Source organism: Rheinheimera tangshanensis, from assembly GCF_014645135.1.
Taxonomy (GTDB): domain Bacteria; phylum Pseudomonadota; class Gammaproteobacteria; order Enterobacterales; family Alteromonadaceae; genus Pararheinheimera; species Pararheinheimera tangshanensis.
Genome location: NZ_BMLH01000001.1, coordinates 39,780 through 61,021, shown reverse-complemented (window position 1 = coordinate 61,021; position 21,242 = coordinate 39,780). Strand labels below are relative to the sequence as shown.

Annotated in this window: 19 protein-coding genes; 8 read left to right on the top strand and 11 right to left on the bottom strand. The window is 46.3% G+C overall.

Annotated elements, in window-relative coordinates:
- The first annotated feature begins 399 nt into the window (after positions 1 to 399).
- Complete coding sequence (locus IEW88_RS00265) at positions 400 to 2,364, top strand: putative bifunctional diguanylate cyclase/phosphodiesterase (protein WP_221411465.1); 1,965 nt, start codon at positions 400 to 402, stop codon at positions 2,362 to 2,364.
- Here IEW88_RS00265 and IEW88_RS00260 read toward each other — a convergent pair.
- Both IEW88_RS00260 and IEW88_RS00255 read right to left on the bottom strand, forming a co-directional pair.
- Positions 2,361 to 3,527 carry a serine hydrolase domain-containing protein gene (locus IEW88_RS00260; RefSeq protein WP_147905443.1) on the bottom strand — a complete coding sequence of 389 codons (1,167 nt, stop codon included), beginning with the start codon at positions 3,525 to 3,527 and terminating at the stop codon, positions 2,361 to 2,363. The two genes, IEW88_RS00265 and IEW88_RS00260, sit on opposite strands and share 4 nt — an antisense overlap.
- 24 nt (positions 3,528 to 3,551) lie before the next feature.
- Positions 3,552 to 6,755, bottom strand: a complete 3,204-nt coding sequence (locus tag IEW88_RS00255) for a DEAD/DEAH box helicase (protein WP_147905442.1) — start codon at positions 6,753 to 6,755, stop codon at positions 3,552 to 3,554.
- Positions 6,756 to 6,975: 220 nt separating this feature from the next.
- On the opposite strand from IEW88_RS00255, the gene IEW88_RS00250 reads away from it, so the two are divergent.
- From IEW88_RS00250 to IEW88_RS00240, 3 genes are read left to right on the top strand one after another with little or no spacing between them, the layout of a single operon-like run.
- Complete coding sequence (locus IEW88_RS00250; protein ID WP_147905441.1) at positions 6,976 to 8,502, top strand: OmpA family protein; 1,527 nt, start codon at positions 6,976 to 6,978, stop codon at positions 8,500 to 8,502.
- 15 nt (positions 8,503 to 8,517) lie between these two features.
- Positions 8,518 to 10,128, top strand: coding sequence for a hypothetical protein (locus IEW88_RS00245; protein ID WP_147905440.1), 1,611 nt, complete (start codon positions 8,518 to 8,520; stop codon positions 10,126 to 10,128).
- On the top strand, positions 10,125 to 10,955 hold the full coding sequence (locus tag IEW88_RS00240) for a hypothetical protein (RefSeq protein WP_147905439.1): 831 nt from the start codon (positions 10,125 to 10,127) through the stop codon (positions 10,953 to 10,955). Before IEW88_RS00245 ends, IEW88_RS00240 begins: the two co-directional genes overlap by 4 nt.
- 29 nt (positions 10,956 to 10,984) lie before the next feature.
- On the opposite strand, the gene IEW88_RS00235 is transcribed toward IEW88_RS00240, so the two are convergent.
- On the bottom strand, positions 10,985 to 11,302 hold the full coding sequence (locus tag IEW88_RS00235) for a hypothetical protein (RefSeq protein ID WP_147905438.1): 318 nt from the start codon (positions 11,300 to 11,302) through the stop codon (positions 10,985 to 10,987).
- Between the two features lie 292 nt (positions 11,303 to 11,594).
- On the opposite strand from IEW88_RS00235, the gene IEW88_RS00230 reads away from it, so the two are divergent.
- Positions 11,595 to 11,771 (top strand): DUF1328 family protein, encoded by a 177-nt coding sequence (locus IEW88_RS00230; protein ID WP_082335604.1) that lies wholly within the window; start codon positions 11,595 to 11,597, stop codon positions 11,769 to 11,771.
- A gap of 29 nt (positions 11,772 to 11,800) precedes the next feature.
- Positions 11,801 to 12,082 (top strand): hypothetical protein, encoded by a 282-nt coding sequence (locus IEW88_RS00225; RefSeq protein WP_147905437.1) that lies wholly within the window; start codon positions 11,801 to 11,803, stop codon positions 12,080 to 12,082.
- A 54-nt stretch (positions 12,083 to 12,136) separates the two neighbouring features.
- Here the strand turns inward: IEW88_RS00225 and IEW88_RS00220 are convergent, their stop codons facing one another.
- Entirely contained in the window at positions 12,137 to 13,471 is a 1,335-nt protein-coding gene (locus tag IEW88_RS00220; protein ID WP_147905436.1) for a sigma-54 interaction domain-containing protein, read from the bottom strand.
- 187 nt (positions 13,472 to 13,658) lie between these two features.
- Between IEW88_RS00220 and IEW88_RS00215 the strand changes: the two genes are divergently transcribed.
- Positions 13,659 to 14,093, top strand: coding sequence for a hypothetical protein (locus tag IEW88_RS00215; RefSeq protein ID WP_147905435.1), 435 nt, complete (start codon positions 13,659 to 13,661; stop codon positions 14,091 to 14,093).
- Positions 14,094 to 14,249: 156 nt separating this feature from the next.
- Entirely contained in the window at positions 14,250 to 14,798 is a 549-nt protein-coding gene (locus tag IEW88_RS00210) for a BON domain-containing protein (RefSeq protein ID WP_147905434.1), read from the top strand.
- 49 nt (positions 14,799 to 14,847) lie between these two features.
- On the opposite strand, the gene IEW88_RS00205 is transcribed toward IEW88_RS00210, so the two are convergent.
- The 7 genes from IEW88_RS00205 to IEW88_RS00175 form a co-directional block, all read right to left on the bottom strand.
- On the bottom strand, positions 14,848 to 15,300 hold the full coding sequence (locus IEW88_RS00205) for a cupin domain-containing protein (RefSeq protein WP_147905433.1): 453 nt from the start codon (positions 15,298 to 15,300) through the stop codon (positions 14,848 to 14,850).
- 169 nt (positions 15,301 to 15,469) lie between these two features.
- A complete protein-coding gene (locus tag IEW88_RS00200) occupies positions 15,470 to 15,793 on the bottom strand; it encodes a nucleotidyltransferase domain-containing protein (protein WP_147905432.1) in 324 nt (107 codons plus the stop codon).
- On the bottom strand, positions 15,786 to 16,208 hold the full coding sequence (locus tag IEW88_RS00195) for a nucleotidyltransferase substrate binding protein (protein ID WP_147905431.1): 423 nt from the start codon (positions 16,206 to 16,208) through the stop codon (positions 15,786 to 15,788). Before IEW88_RS00195 ends, IEW88_RS00200 begins: the two co-directional genes overlap by 8 nt.
- Positions 16,209 to 16,254: 46 nt before the next feature.
- Positions 16,255 to 17,436 carry a BaiN/RdsA family NAD(P)/FAD-dependent oxidoreductase gene (locus tag IEW88_RS00190; RefSeq protein ID WP_147905430.1) on the bottom strand — a complete coding sequence of 394 codons (1,182 nt, stop codon included), beginning with the start codon at positions 17,434 to 17,436 and terminating at the stop codon, positions 16,255 to 16,257.
- A gap of 20 nt (positions 17,437 to 17,456) precedes the next feature.
- On the bottom strand, positions 17,457 to 19,508 hold the full coding sequence (gene waaA / locus IEW88_RS00185; protein ID WP_147905429.1) for a lipid IV(A) 3-deoxy-D-manno-octulosonic acid transferase: 2,052 nt from the start codon (positions 19,506 to 19,508) through the stop codon (positions 17,457 to 17,459).
- Complete coding sequence (locus IEW88_RS00180) at positions 19,509 to 20,288, bottom strand: glycosyltransferase family 2 protein (protein WP_147905428.1); 780 nt, start codon at positions 20,286 to 20,288, stop codon at positions 19,509 to 19,511.
- 2 nt (positions 20,289 to 20,290) lie between these two features.
- Complete coding sequence (locus tag IEW88_RS00175; RefSeq protein WP_147905427.1) at positions 20,291 to 21,070, bottom strand: glycosyltransferase family 25 protein; 780 nt, start codon at positions 21,068 to 21,070, stop codon at positions 20,291 to 20,293.
- Positions 21,071 to 21,242: the final 172 nt, after the last annotated feature.

Below are 21,242 nucleotides of genomic sequence, written 5' to 3'. Positions count from 1 at the left end.
GTGATGCCAAGTTACAAATCCCAGTACAAGATAGAACAGCTTAATGGCAATGCAATACAGTATTCGTCGTAAAACCAATGATGTGCAGTATGAATTCCATTGCTTCTGTTTGAATGTACATCTGTTTTTTTGTTAACAATTAGTCAAAGCCACACAGTCGCGCATCTTGTACTCTGCTTCACTACAGAGTACAGCTGTCGTCAGGTGTTTAAAGTGATTACTCAAATTATTTTTCAGCACTATCAGCAAAAAAAGTTTCGCTAATAAAACTTATAACTTTTGCTCAGTCGACCTGAATAATTGCTGCCATACTGAATTAAGCTTCGGGCTCAACTGGCGGAGTTTCGAAGGATCTGGAGCGCCTGTCTGCTGTTTCCCGGCACAGGTATCAACCGCCCTATGAAGAAAACAGGACGCTTTATGGGTAATGAAGATGAACTGCAGAAACTGCATCAGCACGACAAGATAAACTTATTATATTCAAACAGTTATGCTGGAATGCTGATTTCAATGATCGCATCCGGTACTTTGGCTTTTGGTTTTTTACAACAGGCAAACCGTACTGAAAAAATATTCTGGTGGGTGCTGATGAATGCCTTACTGCTGTTCAGACTGGCAGATGCGATAGTCTGGACCCGTAAAGTACGGCAAGGTGGTAAAGGCCAACAGAAAGATTTACTCAGATTTTCAGCAGGTGCCATCGCTACAGCTTTGCTTTGGTGCTTCTATTGTCTGTATTTTTATCCTGGCTTTGATTTAAGTGAGTTAACCACCTGCATTATTATTGTTTCGGCCATGGCTGGTGGGGCCGTGAATATTTTGTCCGGCGATAAAACCACATCCATCGCCTACTCCATTATTTTACTGATGCCTTTCTCTCTCTTGTTGCTGTTATCCCCTGAGTACTATCAGAATTTGTTAGGTGGACTGGGGATGTTTTTTTCACTGGTCATGGTGGTTTCAGCGCTGAAATCAGCTGATTTCACCCTGAAGTCTATTGAGCTGAGGCATCAAAACAACTTGTTATTAGAAAGTATGGAAGATCAGGTGGTTGCCAGAACCAAGCAGATCTACGACTTATCCAATCTGGATGTGTTAACCCGACTCTTCAACAGAACTGCATTTTTGTCCCATGTACGGGAAATAAAACAGAGTTCTATTCAGCACAAGAAAGGCTTTTCTATTTTGTTTGTCGATCTGGACGGCTTTAAACGGGTAAATGACAGTATAGGACACAGCGTTGGTGATGAAGTATTAATACTGACAGCTCAACGAATTAAAGCCTGTTGCACTGAAGCCATGACCTTATGCCGCTGGGGCGGCGATGAATTTCTGATCTGTGTACCAAGCAATAATACCGAGGTGCTGGTGCGCTTATCCTGCCAGTTGGTTGAACATATTTCCGGCACTATGGAGATCAGAGGACATAGAATACGTATCAGTGCCACTATTGGCATTGCCCTTTATCCTGAGCACAGTAAAGACGAACAAGAGTTGATACAGCTGGCAGATATGGCGATGTACCATCAGAAAAGCAGCATCAGCCAACGCTGGTCGTTTTTTGATGATCATTTAGCCAGCAGAATGAAAAGAGAGATTTTCCTGCGTAACAGGCTGGATACAGCCCTGGAAAACGAAGAGTTTCGGCTGGTATTTCACCCTATAGTTCGAGCATCTGATACTGCGGTCGTGGCTTTTGAGGCTTTGTTGCGCTGGCAATTGGACGGTGAAAATATCGCGCCACATGAATTTATTGGTCTGGCAGAGCAAACAGGGCGAATACGGCAAATTGGGTATTGGGTATTACAAAAATCCTGCTTGGAAATCAGAATGCTCACTGAGCTTTATGGCTCCATTTCTGTCTGTGTTAACGTGTCTGTAGTGCAGTTTCAGGATCTGAGTTTTGCCAGCACCATTGAAGAAATGATCCGTTATTACGGTATTGAAGCCCGTTTTCTTCATATCGAAATTACGGAATCCGTCTTCTCCGGCGACAAAGAAAACCTGTTTTTTACCATCAAACATCTGCAAAGCCTGGGCATCAAAGTCTCTATTGATGATTTCGGCACTGGTTACTCATCTTTGTCGGTGATGCAGGACTTAAATGTAAATATTGTCAAAATCGATAAGTCTTTTATCGATAAACTGGATTTGAATGGCATGACGATAGTGGCGGCAGTGATGAGCATCTCCGCCAATATGGGTTACAAAGTGGTGGCTGAAGGGGTTGAAACTGCTGAACAGGCCGAAAAACTCACCAAGGCCGGGGTACACTATTTACAAGGTTATTTGTATGAACGACCACTGGAGCTGCATCAGGTAAGTGGTTTTATCCAGAAAAACCGCGAGCAAATGGCGCATTAATTAATCTCTGCTGCCACTATATTTGCCAGCTTAGCGCGCAGGTCTGTGATGGACGTATTGCGGTTGGGGTGCACACGATTTGATAACAAAATGATATAGGTGCGGCTGGCCGGATCGATCCAGAGACTGGTACCGGTAAACCCCGTGTGACCAAAAGAACCAGCGGGTAATAGATCCCCTTTAGGTGCTGAATAAGCTGTTTGCATATCCCAGCCTAAAGCCCGGCTTTGGTTACCAATCACTACAGGAGTTAATACACGTTGTACCGCCAAAGGCGATAATACGCTTTGGCCTTTATGCTCACCGCCGTTTAACAACATTTGGGCAAACAAGGCTAAATCGTTAGCTGTGCCAAAAACTCCGGCATGACCTGCGACCCCATTTAAACGCAGAGCAGTTGGGTCATGCACCACCGCATGCAAATAAGTTTGAGCATAGTTTGGCAATAGCTTTTGATAATCTGTATCCCCCTGCAGGTTTTCAGTTGGAGCAATACGTTGCAGATAAGCGGCATCTTGCAAAGGTTTATCCAAAGGCAAGTAACGACTGTCTTTCATTTGCAACGGCAGGAAAATGCGTTGCTGTGCGACTAAATCCAGTGGCTGATTTGTGATTTGTTCAACCACCAGCCCCAACAAAATAAAACCTATATCTGAATAAACAAACTGCTGATCCGGCCTGGTTTTTAACTTCAGCTTTGCCAGTTGCTGCTCTAAACCCGCTTTGCCCTGCCAGAATTCACGCCGGTCAAAACCATCGGCTAAACCTGAGCTATGAGTCAGCAATTGCACAATAGTGATGTTTTTCACCTGTGCATCGTTAAGCTGCTTCAGGTACTTGCCTACAGGGTCGGTAAGCCTTAACTCGCCCTGCTCCACCAGCTGCATTATTAAGGTTGTTGTCACTAAGGGCTTAGTTAACGAAGCTAAATCAAACACAGTGTCTGTTGTAGTGACAGCCGCTGCAGGTGAATAGGTTTTAAAACCAAAAGCCTTGTAATACAGGATCTGTTCACCACGCCCTACCAGCACCACAGCGCCCGGTAACTGCTTGTCGGATATCGCTTTTTCAACCAAAGGCGCGATACGATCATAAGGTTCAGCCGCCAGTACTACAGTGCTGAAACAACACAGCAGGGAAAATAATACGCCTTTGATCTTCATAAATTTTTTCTTCCCTGCTGTGACCTATTCGCTAAATAATGCTAATAAGTCTTGCGCCTCACCCTGCCAGATATGGCTTTGACCCAGACTGAAAATCTGATCGGCTAAGCCTTGCTTAAACTGCTGTAACTGCTGCACTTTTTCTTCTACAGTTTTGCTGATAATCAGTTTATAGACAAACACCTGTTTGTCCTGACCTATCCGATAAGCCCTGTCTGTCGCCTGATTTTCGGCCGCTGGATTCCACCAGGGGTCGTAGTGAATAACAGTATCAGCTGCTGTCAGGTTTAAGCCTGTACCACCGGCTTTTAAGCTGATTAAAAACACCGAATTGTCGCCGAGCTGGAATTCGTCGATTTGTTCCTGCCGCTTCTTAGTCTGACCTGTCAGCTTACTGTAGCTGATATCCATATACTGCAGTTCCTGTTCTATCAGGCTCAGCATGCTGGAGAACTGGCTAAAAATCAGCACTTTACGACCTTCTTCGATCATCTCAGGCAAAGTATCGCGCAGCCACTGCAACTTAGCATTATTCTGCACCAGCTGCGCCTGCTCTATGGGCAATAACCGTGCATCACAACAGGCCTGGCGTAACTTTAACAGCGCATCCAGATACTCCATCTGACTGGCGGCTACGCCTTTGCGCAAAAATAATTCCCGTACTTTGGTTTCCATAATTAAACGGATACTTTCGTACAAGTTACGCTGATCCGACTCCATCTCCAGCAGTTGCAGAATTTCGGTTTTATCCGGTAATTCTGTCGCCACCTGCTTTTTCGTGCGGCGTAACATAAAAGGCGCAATACGCTGGCGCAATGCATGGGCACGCTCAGCATCGGCTGACTTTTCTATGGGTTTGCGAAATACCTGCTGGAACCGGGCTTCAGTGCCTAATAAACCCGGCAAGACAAAATCAAATAAGGCTTTGAGTTCACCCAAATGGTTTTCCAGTGGCGTGCCTGTTAAGGCCAGCTTGAAGTCAGCTTTCACTAAACGAGCACTTTGCGCCGACTGCGAACCGGCATTTTTAATATGCTGCGCTTCATCCAGCGCCATCAGGCTAAAGTGATGAGTCTGGTAATAGGCTATATCCCGCACCAGCAGCGGATAACTGGTGACTATTAAGTCGTATTTTTCCAGCTGGTCAAACAGCGCCTGCCGTTTAGGGCCGTATACAGTCAGCACTTTTAATGAAGGGGCAAAACGTGCAGCTTCTTGTGCCCAGTTGCCTAATAAACTGGTCGGGCAAACAATTAAAGCCGGATGCTTAAGCAGCCCCGCCTCCTGCTGATGCAGTAAAAAGGCCAATGTCTGTACAGTTTTTCCCAACCCCATGTCGTCGGCTAAAATGCCACCCAAACCAAAACGACGCAGGAAACAGAGCCAGCTTAAGCCCTGCTGCTGATAAGGTCGCAGTTGAGCTTTTAAAGTGAGCGGCGCTGGGACATCCTCAATGCCATCAAAATGTTGCAGTTGAGTCACCAACTGCTGCAAACGTCCAGCATTGAGATAACGAATTTCTTCAGCACCAGGGCCTGGCAATAAGGCGGCCTTGTAATCCGGCAGCTCTATTTCGCTGGGAGCTTTTTTCAGATTTAAAAGTTCAACTATGGTGTCGATCAAGGGCTGTATCAGGCTGACAGGCAAAGGCAATTTGCCTTGCGGTAAACTCAGCCACAAGGTTTCATCGGCCGCAGGCAAACCATAACTGCGTAACCACTGGGTGATTAAAGGCAGGAGCGGAATTTGCTGACCATCAATTTCTACCTGAATGGCTAAACCAAAACCTCCGGTGTGTTTATCTGTCACCTCCAGATAGGCTTTGGCGTGGATCACCGCCTGATTAAAGGCTTTGTCCTGTTCTATGCGCCAACCTTGTTGTTTGAGCTCAGGAATAGCCTGCAATAAAGGTTGCCATAACAGCGGGTTTTCCGGCCCCTCACCGCAGTCAAAATAGGGCCCGCTCACAGAAAGAGCGGATTGTTCAACAGGCATAGAACGCAAGCCATACTGCGATACAGTTTCCAGCGCTTTGATTTCACTGTCCCGGTCGCGGCGGATAAAAACAATCTGGTTGTCCAGTTGCAACTGAGTTTGGGATTGTTGTAAATCCAGTGGCAATACATGCGGGCCATAGGCCATCTGGAGCAGGGCCACAGCTTTGCTGACTTTGTTTTTTTGCGTCAGCATCTTTAGTTGCAACACAGGCACTGGCTTACTCTCAATTTTTTGCACTGCACTGTCGTCCGGTACAGGTAAATTGAGATTGGGGAAAATCTGCTGCAACCGTTTCATGCTGTCCTGCAAGACGGCAGCAGGCACTGGCGGCATCCGCATTAACAGTTTCAACTCACGACCCGTGATATCACTTTGCAGCAAACCCAGCTGATTATTGACTAAATCCAGATAACAAGGCGGGTCTGTGTACACCAGTTCCAGCTCACGATCTTTAGGCATCAGCTGCAATAACTGCCAGCCCGCTTTGCTTCTGAGCCAGCGTAACTGTAGCGGCAAGGTCTCGCTCCAGAGCAGCTCCCGGCGCTCTTCATCCAGCACACAACGGCCAGTATCGAGCAATTTAAGCAGCAGCTGATACCCCCACTGATCTTCCAGTAAGGCCTGACGGCGTAAGTCAAAAGCAAAAAACTGCTGTAATAATCTGTAGTCATCTTCGGCCAGCCAGAGTGGCCTCACCTGCCCGGCCAGCTCGCTTTGAGCAATAATTTTGCCTTTGCTGTAACTGCCATTCTTAGCTTGTTTCACCCTTTTGGGCAGCAACTGTAAACCCAAACTGCTCGGACGCAGTTCATACAAGACGGTTTCTTCGGTAGGTTGTGCAGTTGTAGGCGGATTGTACTGCTCGGCTTCACTAAACCATTGGTTGAGTTGCCGCACCGGCTGTTGCACCGCTTTTTGTTGCAACTGATCCAACTGATGTTTCAGCTTTAATAAAGCAGCCAGCACATGCTTGCATCTATTGCCCTCAGAACAAGTGCAGGAATCTGTCAGTTGTAGCTGGCCGTCCCGCTCAGAGATAGAAATCAGTTGCTTAAAAGGACTAAAACCATCGCCCCAAACCTGGCTGCGGATTTGCGAAAAATCAGGCTCATAATCCAGCTGCACCACTTTTCCAGCCAGAAAATAGGCCCGCGCCTTGTGGAAGGTGGCAGGGTGAAACCAGAGTTGTAACTGCTCTGCTGAGACAGGAAAAACAAAATCAGCCGTCATACGCCAAATTTTTTAAAACCAAATGGCGTTTATGCTACCTCAAATCGCGGAACAGCCAAAGCAGGCATTTGTAATTACAGAGTCAAACACCAATCCATCAGGAAAAAAGACAGCAACAGAATTTGTGAGGATCATCAACATTATGATTCAAATGGAAAAGTTATTGACCTATTTGAGCAGTGGAGTATGATTTTCTTACAAAATAAAAGGAAAATTAAGAATGGATGCACACTCGCTCACCTTGCGTTTTAAAACCTCTATTTTAGTTTCTGCTGTTTGTTTAGCCTTAAGTAGCTGCGCGAACCCAGGTAAAACGGCCAATGAAGCAGGCGAGAAGTATGGCCGGACAGCAATTGGTTGCGTCGGTGGTACTTTGATCGGTGGCTTGGCGGGTGCTTTACTCGGCGGTCGTGACGGTGCGCTTAAAGGCGCAGCAGCCGGTTTGGTTGCTGGCTGTATAGCCGGCCATATGTGGGATAAAAGAGAAAAAGACCTGCAGCGCCTTGCGGCTGAAGAAAATATGAAGATCCAGATGGAACGAGTCTATCAGGCACCTTCTCAAGATCCGGTTCAGGCAAAAAAATCAGCCCAAAAAGACAATCAACAAGCTCCGCAAAATGACACTGTAGGTTTAGTAGCACAAATTGAAGACAGCTCTATGTTTGGCGTCAACAGTGCCACTCTGACCGAATCTGGTGTTCGCCAGTTAGAGAAACTAGCCGCATTAGTTGCCAATGCCCGTAAAGGCGAAGGCACAGAAAAAGCGCCTATTCTGGTGATTGGTCATACCGACGATACCGGCAGCGCCGAATACAACCAAACCTTATCAGAACAAAGAGCTAAGGCTGTGGTTAGCCTGTTGGCTAAACAAGGCTTTAACGCCGAACAACTTTATTTCCAGGGTGCTGGTGAAGGTCGCCCGGTGGCCGACAATAGCACTCAGGCAGGCCGCGACATGAATCGTCGTGTGGAGCTGGTCGAATTAAAAGATGAAGAAATGCTGCAAAAGCGTATCGCATCTGAACAACATAACCCGCGTTATATTCAGCAATCGAAGGCTCACCTGAATCAGGTACCGTACAGCTCGCAAAGTCAACAAAGCGCATCTACCAACAGTACCAAAACGCAGAGCAAAACCAGAAAATCTGGCGAGCGCGCATCCGCAAACAAAGGTATAGATTTTGGTGGCAAGCCCGCAGCTAAAGATAACTGGGAACTGGCGTCCAGATTTACTCCAAATTATCAGGGTGGCACAGGTTTATTCAGCTCAGCTGTCGCCAATGATGCCCCCATTCGCTCTTGCTCTAACGATAGCAAGCCGGTGATTGGCGAAGTGAAAAACTTAGCTGGTAAAGCCTTGGCGCAATACAAAACGACAGAGTTTATGCCCGGCATGAATGGCAAAGTATGGGCTGCCAAAGTCAATGGCCATGTGGTGTATATCAACCCCGTCGCCGTACTGGCCGAAAGTAACGAAGTGGCTGCACAACCTATGGTTGCCTTCACCCAAAACTACAGTAAAAAGAATTCCGAAATCACGGGGCAGTATCAGGGACATGCCACCGTATACCCGGGCCAGAAGAATATGTTGATGCGTATTTTTATCGCTGACAGCAAAGCTCCAATCCAGTGCCTGGATGTGCTGCTACCTTATGGCGGTAGCAAGGCTGTGGATGGCACTTTGTATTATCCGAAACAACAGCAAACCTACGTCGCCGACTACAGACCACGTAATACAGATATTTAAACCGGGAACATTAAAATGGATGAGTTGAAGTTATTTCTGGCTGCTTATTGGCAGTTGATCACAGTCTTTGTGTCTTTTATGTTGTTTGTGTTGGCCCTGAAAGTCTGGTGGTCAGAAGTAAAATTTTTCGTGATGCGCACCGGCTGGTCATTTCCATTGATTGGTCGTTTAGCCAGAGCTGGCCGTTCTGATCACAAATTAGGTGGTGACGGCTGGTATCCGATTGAAAAACGAGTCTGTTCTGACTTTTACGAGCACTACAAAGACTTCAGCCAAAGCCCTGATTATTATGAGAAGTGCGATGACTATCTGAATAAAGTGGAAGAGAGTGGCCGTTCAGAAAAAGGCCCGTTTTTGTGGGCTTTGATCATCGGCTTAATTTTGTTGGAGGCCGTAGGTTTTGCTTACGTCTTGGCGCCATTTATGGCGAAAAACGCGTCCAGCAATGAACAAACTATGCTGGCCTGGTTTGTTGCCTTTTTACTGTCCATTGCCGCAGTATTCCTGACCGAATTGACAGGTAAAGAGTGGCATAAAAACAGCCTGCTAAAGAAAATCCGTGGTTGGTGGGAAATTGAAGGGAAACAGAAAAAACTAAATCTGATGCCGGAAAAAGACATCAGCATAGATAAAACCTACAACGACAACAACAGCCTGAAATTTCAACAAGTGTTAAACCGGGTTCCGGCTAATGCCTCTGTGACTCCGACCTACACCGCCACTGTTATTACTTTGGTTTACATTTGTTTCCTCGCCGTGGGTGCCTATCTGGTGCGAAGTTATACCCTGGATGCAGACAACACTGAGATGGTCAATCAGGCCGTCATGTTTGAACAAACCGCAGCAGACGACCCAATGGCTCTGCTGGAGCAAAGTGCAGAAAGTGAAGACGACATCGCCTTACCAGCCGAATTAGCTCAGGTGAATGAAACAGCCACTAAAAAAGCGGAAGATGAAGCCACCTCAGCACGTTCAAGTGCTAGTCGTGTGACCTTTGTCATTCTGTCCGTCATCTTTGTGATGATTCAGGTGGTGGGTATCTACTTTGGTTTTGCGTTTAGCTACGCCGGTAAAGAGTCTGTCAAAGCACGCAACTACACCAAGAACTTTAACAGCGCAGAAGAATTAAATGATTGGCTGGAACTGAAAAAAGATCTGATTGCTTCTCAGGCAGAAGCTTATCTGCAGCGGCTGCGTGAAAAAATGAGCCGTCGTGCTGTTATTTCATCTGACGAACAGGAAGCGCTTCAGGTCGGCAGTACTCAACGTACTTTCCATCACTATCTGGCCAATCAGGCCGTGAAAAAACAAGTACAGGCCACCACACCTATTGTGACTCAGTCCAGTGTAGTCGTCTCGCAGGTCGTAGCTGCAACTCCTGTAGTAGCCTCTGTTCAGACAGAACCTACTCCTGTTGAAGTGGCAACACCAGCCGCAGCACCAGTTCAGGTGGCAGCTCAGACGGCAGAGCAAAGTCTGCCAGCTGAACTGGCCGATGTCGACTTGACCAAACTGAGTGAAGAAGATTTGACCGTCCTGGCAGAAGACTTTGAACTGGATTTAGCCTGGCTGAAAAAACAACAACGCCTGGCAATCATCAAAAGTAAATCAAGGACATCAGTATGACCAAAACAGGATTAGTCCTGTTGCTGGGAGCTTTATGCTCTCAGCCATTATGGGCAGCAGAACGTAACGACATCAAAAGCTGTTACGACAAACTAGGGATTTCTGAAAAACCAGAATCCTCAGGTCGTGAACTGGTTATGGTGATCGACGAAACGACCCAGTTGCCGGTCAGCTTAAAAAAAGAAGCATTGAGCCATCTGATCCGCTTTGTAAAGCCGGGAGATGCGGTGAAGCTCTATCGCTTTTCTGCCTATTTACCGGACAGCCATATGGCACTGGTTTTTGCAGGTAAGCTCGAATCCCAGTTATCTCAGGAGCAACGTGACAGCACGGGGCAAAATAGCCTACGTCAACTGGATAAATGCATCACTGCGCAACAGAAGTACTTTCAGACAGTGATAGCCAAAGGTCTGGCCAACAGCTTTGGCAGTGAAGATAAAAAAATTGCTAAAAGCGAGATATTCTTCAGTCTCAAGCAAATAGGTCAGGATTGGAAAAACTCACAAGCTCAGGACAAAGTGTTGTTTTTAGTCTCAGATATGCTGGAAAACTCAGATTTCAGTAGCTTTTACCAGAACAACCAGATCAAAACCATTAACCCGGAACAAGAACTGGCTAAAGTAGAGAAAAACCAGCTGCAAGCTGAATTTACTGGCGTACGGGTTTATGTGCATGCAGCAGGTTTAGTGCCGAATGACGTCAAACATGGTTACAGATCAGGGAAGACGATGCAAAGCCTGCAAAATTTCTGGCAGGCTTATTTTGAAAAATCCGGAGCCAGCTTAGAAGGTTTTGGTAGCCCCTCATTAACTACGGATTTACGTTAGCTTAGACAACAGCACTGCGTTCAGTGCTGTTAATCCTCCGCAGACAAAGTGGTTAACACCACATGCTTTTTGATGTCTTTGATTAAAATGCCACATTTAAACAATTGTTTATGGATCTGTTTCTGAAAATACAGATCCAACTTTTGCTGCTGTGCTGCGGCCAGAGCAGCTTCGGAGTTGAACTGACAACGCACCAGCAAGGACGCAGGAAAGTTTTCAAACTCCATACTGAACCAACAGCCGACAAAATCCGGATAAAGCGGTGCAGCAGCCTGTTCCACAACTTCCAGTGATTTCAGCACATTGGCTTGTTGTTTTAGTTGCACCACACTTAGTTTTTTTGCCATTGCTTACTCATCATCATGCTTTTATACAGTGGGGATTATGCCACGAATTGAGTTGCAGTAGCTTCAGGCTTCAACGCTACCCTGCAACTGTTACTGCCAGGCCTGTAAATTTTACCATCAGCTAAACACTGAGCTAAGACAGCTTGCGTTCATAAATCTTGTATAAAATAAGCGATAACAGTAACTTAAAGTGTAAAACCTGATATTGGCATGATGCTGGCTTAACGTACAAAGTACCTTCAACTAGTGCAAAAGCACTTTTAACTGGGTGCTGACGCACCGGGGAGTAACTATGTTAGGCTGGGCTTTAACCTTTTTTATTGTGGCCATAGTGGCCGGTATATTGGGTTTTGGTGGCATTGCAGGCGCTGCAGCAGGAATAGCAAAAATTATTTTTATGATTTTTGTGGTCTTGCTGGTTATTTCACTAGTCGCGAATGCATTGCGTGGCAAAACCCCTAAATTGTAATCAGCCCCAAAGGGCTAAAGGAGCATGGAATGAAAACTCAAAACTCATTGTTTAAAGTAGCCTTGGCTGTGATGTTAGCAAGCTCTATTGCAGCTTGTAGCGAAAGCGATACTGAAAAAGCAGAAGACAAAATGGAAGCGCTGAAAGTTCAGGTTGAAGAAAAAGCTGAACAAGCTGGCGAGAAGCTGGAAGAGGCAGCCGACAAAACTGCTGATGCGATGGAAGACGCTGCAGATAAAACTGCAGAGAAAGCCAAAGAGTTGTGTGAAGCTGCCAAAGAAAAGACTGACGCTGAAGATAAAGAGTGTTGATCAGAAGGGGCGGTTTAACCGCCCCTTTTCCTTTACGAGGGACTACAGCAGTTTTCAACTTTCCTGCTGATATTTATCCAGCTTGTTGTACAGCGTTTTTACACTGATGCCTAACTGCTGTGCAGTATCGGTTTTATTACCACCGTTTCGCTCTAAAGCTGCAAAAATAGCGGTTTTTTCCAGTTCATCTAATGGCATATCAAGCGGAATGTCAGCTACCGCAGCAGTTGGAGTTGCCAGGTCCAGCAGCAGATGTTCGGGTTCTATCAGTTTGTCTGCCAGAATAAAAGCCCGTTCCACCGCATGTTTCAGTTCACGCACATTGCCAGGCCAGCAATGCTGTTTAATCACTGCCAAAGCCGCATCAGACAACTGTTTTTGCTGCTGTTCACGAGCGTTGCAATAGGCAAGAAAATGATAGGCTAAACCTGTGATATCCCCTTCCCGCTCGCGTAAAGCCGGAACTTTGACCGGAAACTGCGATAGCCTGAAATACAAATCTTCCCGAAAAATACCGTCAGCCACAGCCTGCAGCGGATCGCGGTTTGTTGCCGCTATCACCCGGACATTCGCCTTACATACTTTGTTACTGCCCACCGGTCTGTATTCACCGCTCTCCAGCACCCGCAGCAATTTCACCTGCTGCTCCAGCGGCATTTCAGTCACTTCATCCAAAAATAAAGTACCATGTTCCGCCTGAGCAAATACGCCCTGATGATCCCTAAGGGCACCAGTAAAAGAGCCCTTCATATGACCAAAAAGTTCGCTGTCGATAAGCTCTGAACTTAAAGCACCACAATTGATGGCAACAAAAGGCTGATCTGCCCTGTGACTGGCTAAATGTAGCGTATTGGCGACCAGCTCTTTGCCTGCACCACTTTCACCAACAATAAGCACATTGGCTTCGGTCACCGCCACTTTACGCACTGTTTTATACAGTCTGAGCATAGCGGCAGAGGAACCCACCAATAAGCCAAACTGGTCTAAATCACTACTTTGTACTTTACGTTTTACCGCCACTGAAGATAACTGCTGATAAAAGTCCTGCACGGCATCCAGTACAGATGCCATATCCAGTGGCTGACGGAAATGATAACCGGCACCGGAGCGCATCAATTGATCCAGAGCCAAATCAGGTATGCCTTTGCTCACCAGAATAAAGTCAATTTCAGCCAGTCTGTTGCTCTGCTGTAATAGTTCGTACTGAGCTGGTTCTGTGCTGTCAATTTCAATAAAAGCCAAATCACAAGTTTGTCTGAGCAGTTGTTCTACCCAACATTCATCCGGCTGGCTTTTACAAATAACAAAACGCCGGACAATATCCGACTGCAAGAGCAAACTGGTTAATTCTGGGTCCTGCAGGTGCAGGAACAATACAGGCTGGGTCATAAATACTTTCCATAGTTTAAGAGTTGCTGGCTGTAAATTTAACAGGGATCCTGAGTAAAACTTACCGATCGGCGCTCAGCTGCCTGGACATTAAATTCAAAAATATAGATACATCATAAACTTACATTCTGGTACATGAATTGATAATGAATCTGCATAGTTTTATTTGCTATGGAGTACCATTCCTATGACACAAAGCTTCCTGAATGAAACCTCAAGGGGCAAGCATACAGAGCTGTTAGCAGCTTTTGGCCTGTTATTCAGCAAAGCCAGACGCTTTTATCAATACAAGGCAGAAACAGCAAGCTCAGGTAATTTACGCCGACACTTTGCGACGCTGGCAGAGTTACACCAGCAAATTTTATATTTATTGCCTGCGCCAAACTCAGACTGTGCCGTTTCAGAGGGTATGACAGCCTTGTATGAACTTAGTGCCTGGTATGCCAACAAACGCAGCCATATATCACTATCCACTTTACAGCACCAACTCGTTCAACAACTGCAATTGCAAAAAACTGCGATCAGAAACTTTGATTTGGGCCCGTATCAGAACAGTTTGCTGCATTTTACCGCTAGTCTGCAAATAGCAGCAGATCAGCTGGCCAATGTTCAGACCCGCTGATCGGGTGTGAAACTTTTACCGATCAACCAGACAAATTTACAAACAAAAAATTAACACTAAATGAACCCTAAAATATATATGTTAAAAATCAATAACTTAAATTCTGGCATCAAACTGGCAATAACTCATTGTCTCACTAACAAAAGGAGCGACATAATGAAACGCACAACATTAGCAGTGATGATGACTTTAACTCTGGCTTCGGTATCCGCGATGGCGGCCAATGACTGGAAAGATGCAACAAAAGACGCCTGGATAGATGGCAAGGCAGAAACCACCTTGTTGCTCAACGGCAACCTGAATTCTTTTGCGATAGACACCCATGTGAAAAACGGTGTGGTCACCTTAACTGGTGAAGTAGAAAGCGATGTGGATAAAGCCTTAGCTGCAGAGCTGGTGGAAGGCCTGGAAGGCGTCAGCTCAGTAGAAAACAAGTTGATGGTGAAAGAAGGCAACCAAACAACTGCAAATCCAAAAGCTGTCAGTGCCTTAAAAGACGCCAAAATAGCGACTGTGGTAAAAACCAGTTTGCTGTTTGAACCAGAAACCAGTGGCACCAGCATTGATGTCGATGTCGCGAACAGTGTCGTGACGCTCAGCGGTGTGGTGGATTCCGACGCGGAAAAAGACCTGGCGATTGCCAAAGCTAAAAACGCCAAAGATGTAGTGGATGTAGTAGATAAGCTCACTGTATCAAAAGGTTAAGCGAGTAAAGTCAAAGCCGGTCAATTAAGACCGGCTTTTTCTCTGCTGTTTATGGCTTTACAGCGGCAGGCTGTGCAGGCACTGGCACACCTTTGCTATGCCATTTCATCACGACAAACTTCAGCGGTACTTTGCCTGTATTGCGGATACCGTGCGAATCCCAGGGCGCTGCATATAAAATATCGCCAGCCTTAGCAGGAATATCTTTGTCCTTCAGCGACCAGACGCCTTCGCCTTCCACCACCATCAGATACTCTTCTTCGGCATGAATATGAGGTGGATGAATTTCTTTACCTGGCTCAATCACTGCCACACCGGTCAGTGCATCCTGGGTACCAAAAGTAGGTTTGGTAAAGTAGCTATAAAACACATAACCATCACCCTTCTCGGCCTTTGCTTCCGATTGCTGCATAATTTGCGATGGCTGATCCGGCTCTGCAGCAACAGTACTCAGGCTAGTCAAAGCCAATCCGGCCACTAATCCCAACGTTAATTTGAACATCCTTACTTCCTCCAGCTGAATTGTTTTGCCCTTACACTGCCCTGAAACGAAGAGCACGTCAAACAGCTATTGGTCTGATCTGTGGAGCTAGATTTATAGAATTAGACTGGCTTGATGAAAGCGAAATTGAAGCTATAAGGTTCAGGTGAGGGTGATCAGACGAAAAAGTTTAATTGGCAACGGGATAAAAATTTACACCAACCCTACTGATATGCTCAATCAAACCTGGGTTAGTTATATGATGAAACAGCGATAGATCAAACTGATAAGGGGTATTGAGTTCATCCAGTTGGTTTTCAATTTGCAGTAACAGGGCAGTATCAGCAGAAGGGTCTGTTTTTAAGGTCAGATCAATATCCGAACCTTCTCTGAAATTCCCTTTAGCGCGAGAGCCATATAAAACAGCAGATCGCACTTGTGGATACTGCGACAGCACCAGTTGAATAGCCTGAACGACCTGTTCGGGTAAACCGTAGCTTAGAACCTTATTCATAAGCGGCCGCTTTGTCTTCCAATTGCTGCTTTAAAGCCATCAGTGCCGGGTAATAACGCTGGATCACCTCAAGTGCAATTTCATCGGCGGTATTCTTATTATAAGAATGCACTGTATGCTGGCGGCTTTTAATCATATCCATCCAAAGCTGCCCTTCCGTGACTAAACCACGATTAAAAGCAGTGCGAAACGCATCTCTGCTACCCTGAATATCTTCAGTGTCACCCTGATAGCTATAAAAGTCCTTAATCACATTCCAGGCTAATTCATAGTTGTATTCAAAAGCCTGGATCAGCCCTTGCTGCTCTAAATCTGATAAAGCGCGTTGTTTGGACAAAGTGACAGCCTGCTCCAGTTGCAACATGGAACGTTTGAAGTTGTCCAATCTTTGTAGCCAGCGAATATCCTCAGCCATTATATTTCCTGTCTATTCATACTCTCTGTCTACTATAGCAAAACAACTAACAATACTGCCCTGCCACCCAGCCAGAGGCCCAAGCCCACTGGAAGTTATAGCCTCCGAGCCAACCTGTGACGTCGACCACTTCGCCGACAAAATACAGGCCTGGTTGCTTTTTAGCTTCCATGGTTTTGGAGGATAGTTCGTTGGTGTCAACTCCACCTAAAGTCACTTCGGCGGTGCGGTAGCCTTCGGTGCCGTTGGGTTTAAATACATAATGGGTCAGGCTGTCGGCTAAACGCTGGATGGCCTTGCCATGTAGCGCTTTAATCGCCTGATTCTGAAATACATTCAGCTCCAGCAATTTTTCGACTAAACGTTTTGGCAGCAAACGCGACAAGATAGTTTTGAGCTCCTGATCCGGGTGTTTTTGCTGTTGCTCCAGCAGGAATTGGTTTAAATCCTGCTGCGGTGACAAGTTAATAATCAGCTCGTCGCCCGGTTGCCAGAAGCTGGAGATTTGTAAAATAGCAGGGCCACTTAAGCCTCTGTGGGTAAACAGCATATCTTCCGGAAACACCACGTCATTCGCTTGCGCCGTCACAGGCAAAGACACACCGCTGATTTCTTCAAAGACCGCTTTATCGGCGGGTTGCCAGGTGAGTGGCACTAAAGCCGCGCGCACTGGTAATACATTTAAGCCAAACTGTTCAGCCAGTTGAAAACCATAAGCTGTAGCGCCTAAATTTGGCAGGCTTAAACCGCCACAAGCCACCACTAAACTCTGACAGCTGCGGTTAAGTTGTGGCGTAGTCACTGTATAAAGGCCATCAGCAAAACTAACGTTTTGAATATCCTGTTGCAGTGCGATGGATACACCAGCTTTGTCACATTCTTGCTGCAGCATATCGACGATGTCTTTGGCGCTGTCGTCACAAAACAGTTGGCCTAAAGTTTTTTCGTGATAGGCAATACCGTATTGCTGCACCAAAGCAATAAAATCCCATTGGGTATAACGGCTTAACGCCGATTTACAAAAATGCGGGTTTTGCGATAAATAATTGGCCGGGCTGGCATAGATGTTAGTGAAGTTACAGCGGCCGCCACCAGACATCAGAATTTTGCGGCCTATACGTTTACCGTTATCCAGCACCAGGGTTTTACGGCCTCTTTTAGCCGCCTCAATAGCGCTAAATAAACCTGCGGCGCCTGCGCCTATTACTATTACGTCCCACTGCTGCATTAGTTTGTACTCTGTCTGTTTTAGCTTATCTGTTGTGACTGGCTGCCCGCTTGCTGATAACCCAGCAGCAGCGCGGCGAATTGGTCATTTTGCCAATGGAAGACTGGCAGCTGTTGTTGTTCTTTGTTTAACGAGCGTAATAAACGCTGTAGATTCTGTGCTTTCCAGCTTTGATCAGGATAGTCGGCTGCTAGACGAATAGCGCATTTATCAAAGTCGATCAGCCAAAACTGGCCCTGCTTATCCAGCAAAATATTGTGGCAGTTTAAATCGGAGTGATACACCTGATGCTGGTGAAAGCTGGCTATCACAGCCCCCAGTTGCCGCCATTCGGTATCAGTTAAAGGCCGTTGTTGCAGCAGATGAGCCAAGTCTGTGGTGTCAGGGATACGTTCAATCAGAATATCAGCGCTGTAGCCAAAGGCATGCTTTTGATACAAAGCAGCGCATGGCCGTGGCACAGGCAAAGTCCATAAGCGCATTTGCCACAGCAAACTAAATTCCGCCATAGCCCGGCTTTGAGCTGCTGGCTCTGGCCAGAACTTATCTTTATTCAGTTTGCCGACTAAACCACCACGGTAATAATGCCGCAGTACAGCCTCTTTACCGTTTTGCTGGCGGATAAACCAGACTGTATTACGGCCTTTCGACTGACCTGAGACTAAGCCCTGCTGCTGCCAGAATTCGCTGTGGAAATACGCCACCTCAAAGTTCGGATAAAAGTGCGGGGCAAACCAGGCTAAAGCATTGTCTGTGCTTAATTTTTTAATTTCAGCCATAGGCAATAAATGATTCACCTGCTCCATCATTCGAGCCACTGCACCTTGTTGCTGTAGATAGAGTTTTAAACCCTTTTCACCAGTCTGAATCGCCAGTTCTGGTTGCTGGATAAGTTGGGTGACAGTGCTGACCAAATCAGAGACTGTAGCGACCGGAAAATAAGCCTGCTGTTGCTGCAATAACTGAAACACCAGCTGAAAATTAAACACGTGTGGGCCGGATAACACAGCCTTACTAAAGGCCATAGCTTCCAGCGGATTATGGCCACCCCGCTCAATCAGGCTGCCGCCAATAAAAACAAAGTCGGCCAGTTGGTACCAGCTTAATAACTCGCCCATTGAATCGCCAAGCCAGACTTCTGTACTGGTATCTGGTAAACCATTGACACTGCGGCGGACAAATTTCAATTGCTGCTGTTGTAGCAACTGGGCAACCAGATCAAAACGCTCAGGATGCCGTGGCACCAGCACCAGCAACAATTGTGGGAACTGCACCTTTAACTGCTGATAAGCCTGGAGCAGTAGCTCATCTTCACCGACATGCGTACTGCCAGCCACCCAAACGATACGGCCCTGCAGCAAAGGTTTTAAGCTCTGTGCCAGTTGAGTGCTGCTTTTTGGCACATCCAGTTCAAACTTTAAATTACCCGCCACTTGCACATCTTTGGCGCCCAGAGCCAAAAAGCGGCGGGCACTGGCTTTATCCTGAGTCAGGATTTGGCTGATGTTCTGCAGCATAGGCTGAGTTAAAGCGCTAAAACGCCGGTAGCCTTTGGCTGAACGCGCCGATAAACGCGCATTCACCACCAAAGTTGGAATAGAGAGTGCTTTGCAATTCGCCAGCAGATTAGGCCAGAGCTCAGTTTCTAAAATCAGCAACAACTGCGGCTGCATCCACTTCAGCCAACGCCGCATCAGCATTGGGTAATCAAAAGGCAGGTAACAATGTTCAATCTTTCTGCCCAGCTGTTGCTGTTCAGCCTGTAATTTTTGAATAGCGGCAGAAGCTGTAGGTGTGGTGCAGGTAATAGTAAAAGGCAGATTAGGGTATTGCAGTAAAAGCTGTTTAATCAAAGGTTTAGCTGCATTAAATTCCCCTACTGAGACTGTATGCAGCACTACGCCGTCTTTGGCTGACGCTACTGGCAGCTTTAAAGCAAAACGTTCAGCAAAACGCTGGCGATAAGCCGGGTCTTTGCGTGAGCGCAGCAGCAAATACAGCAGGAGCAGCGGCGTCAGCGCCAGAATCAAGGCGCTGTATAACAGTCTTAACAGGAAAAAGCTGGCTTGCATTTAGCTTTTTGCTTTGGCTTTTGCATCAGCCACCATAGTGGCTAAAGCGGCATATTTATGAAAAGCATACTGGCCCAGCACTATCGCCATCAGCAAACCACGCCAACCGTCGAGGAACCCCAAACGCAGCACATACTGCTGAATAAAGTCGGTGAAAAAACGCAAAATGGCAAAACCCAAACTGGCTTTTTTACCACGTGCAAATTTATCTTCAGCGCCTAAACAGGCGTATTTGATATGTTTTTCCTGGCAATGCTGATAACTGCGCCAGCTGTGGTGAATAATGGCTGATTTCAGTACCCGCACTTTTTCATAAGGTAATAACAGGGTTTCATGCACCTGACGGTCTTTAAAACTGGCGCCGGTTTTTGAAAACAATTTACCTTGCGGTGTGGAGTAACGACCATGTTTCAGCAACTTGCCAAAAAAGTAGGTGTGCCACGGCATTTTGATAAAGTTGGCGTCTAAATCAGGTTCAGCCAATACCTGATCAATTTCCACTTTCAGTTCAGGCGTTAACACTTCGTCGGCGTCTATGCTCAATACCCAGTCGTGTTCACACCATGCTAAAGCGCGGTTACGCTGTGGGCCAAAACCAGGCCAATCGGTTTGATAGACTTTGTCGGCGTACTTTTCGGCTATTTCTACTGTTCTGTCTTTACTGCCAGAATCGACCACTATCAGTTGATCAACCCAGCCAGCAAGTGACTGTAAACAAGCCTCAATGCGGTCTTCTTCATTGCAGGAAATCACAAAACAGGAAATTTTACGGCTGCGCATGCTTAAACCTCGTCCTGCTTAGTTGGAGTAAATTGCACCTGTTCCAGATCACCCGACAGATGATTGCTGCGGATAGATTTCAGCTGGAAACGGTATTTCAGGTTACGCCAAAACGAAGTACCGCCTTTGCGGGTACCGCCACTCATTTTATCGATTTCGCTTTCAAAGCGGCTGGCCGACCATAAACGGTAAGGCAACATCGAATAAACCGTCAGGTTCAACTCAGGGTAAAACTGCAGATCTACATCCACAGGGCGGAAAAACTTCGGCCGGCTCAATAGCTTTTTGGCACCTTGCAGCGTTAACGCATAACCTGTGGTGCAGTTCGGCACTTTGGCAAAATTCACCAGGCTATAACCATCTCCCAGCTCTTTTTTCTGCTCGCCAGTGCCTGCTCTGTCATCGGCCAACTTAATCATATCCCAGTGTTTTAACTGAGTGATTTTTTCCAGCACGGTCAGAAATTCAGGCTCTAAATCAATATCGTCTTCCAGAATAAAGGCCATGGCGATATTTTCATCGACCATACGCTGCCACAAAGTGCGGTGACTTAAATAACAGCCAATTTCACCAGGCGACAAAGGACGGCGGAATTTTTTCTGATTAAGTGCAGGATCATAACAAGCGGCCACTTCAGCCTGGCTCAGGTTTTTGCCATAAATAGCGCTGAAGCGTTCAGCATCCAAACCCAGCTTCTGCAGTTGCTTTTTGGCTGACTCATAACGCTCAGGGTTGGAGTCCAGATTAATTAACCAGATTGGGTATCCTGCAAACTGTCCCATGTTTTTCTTCCACTTTATTCTGCTTCTATGCAACGATTTTACCTGAACGCCTTCTAAAGACAGAGCTTTTTTTCCCCGCAGTAGCCATGAAGACAGAGCGCATGGATAAAAAGTTCTTTTGCAATAACTAAGATCCGTTAAAATGCCTTATTCATTGAGCTAAACCGAGCCT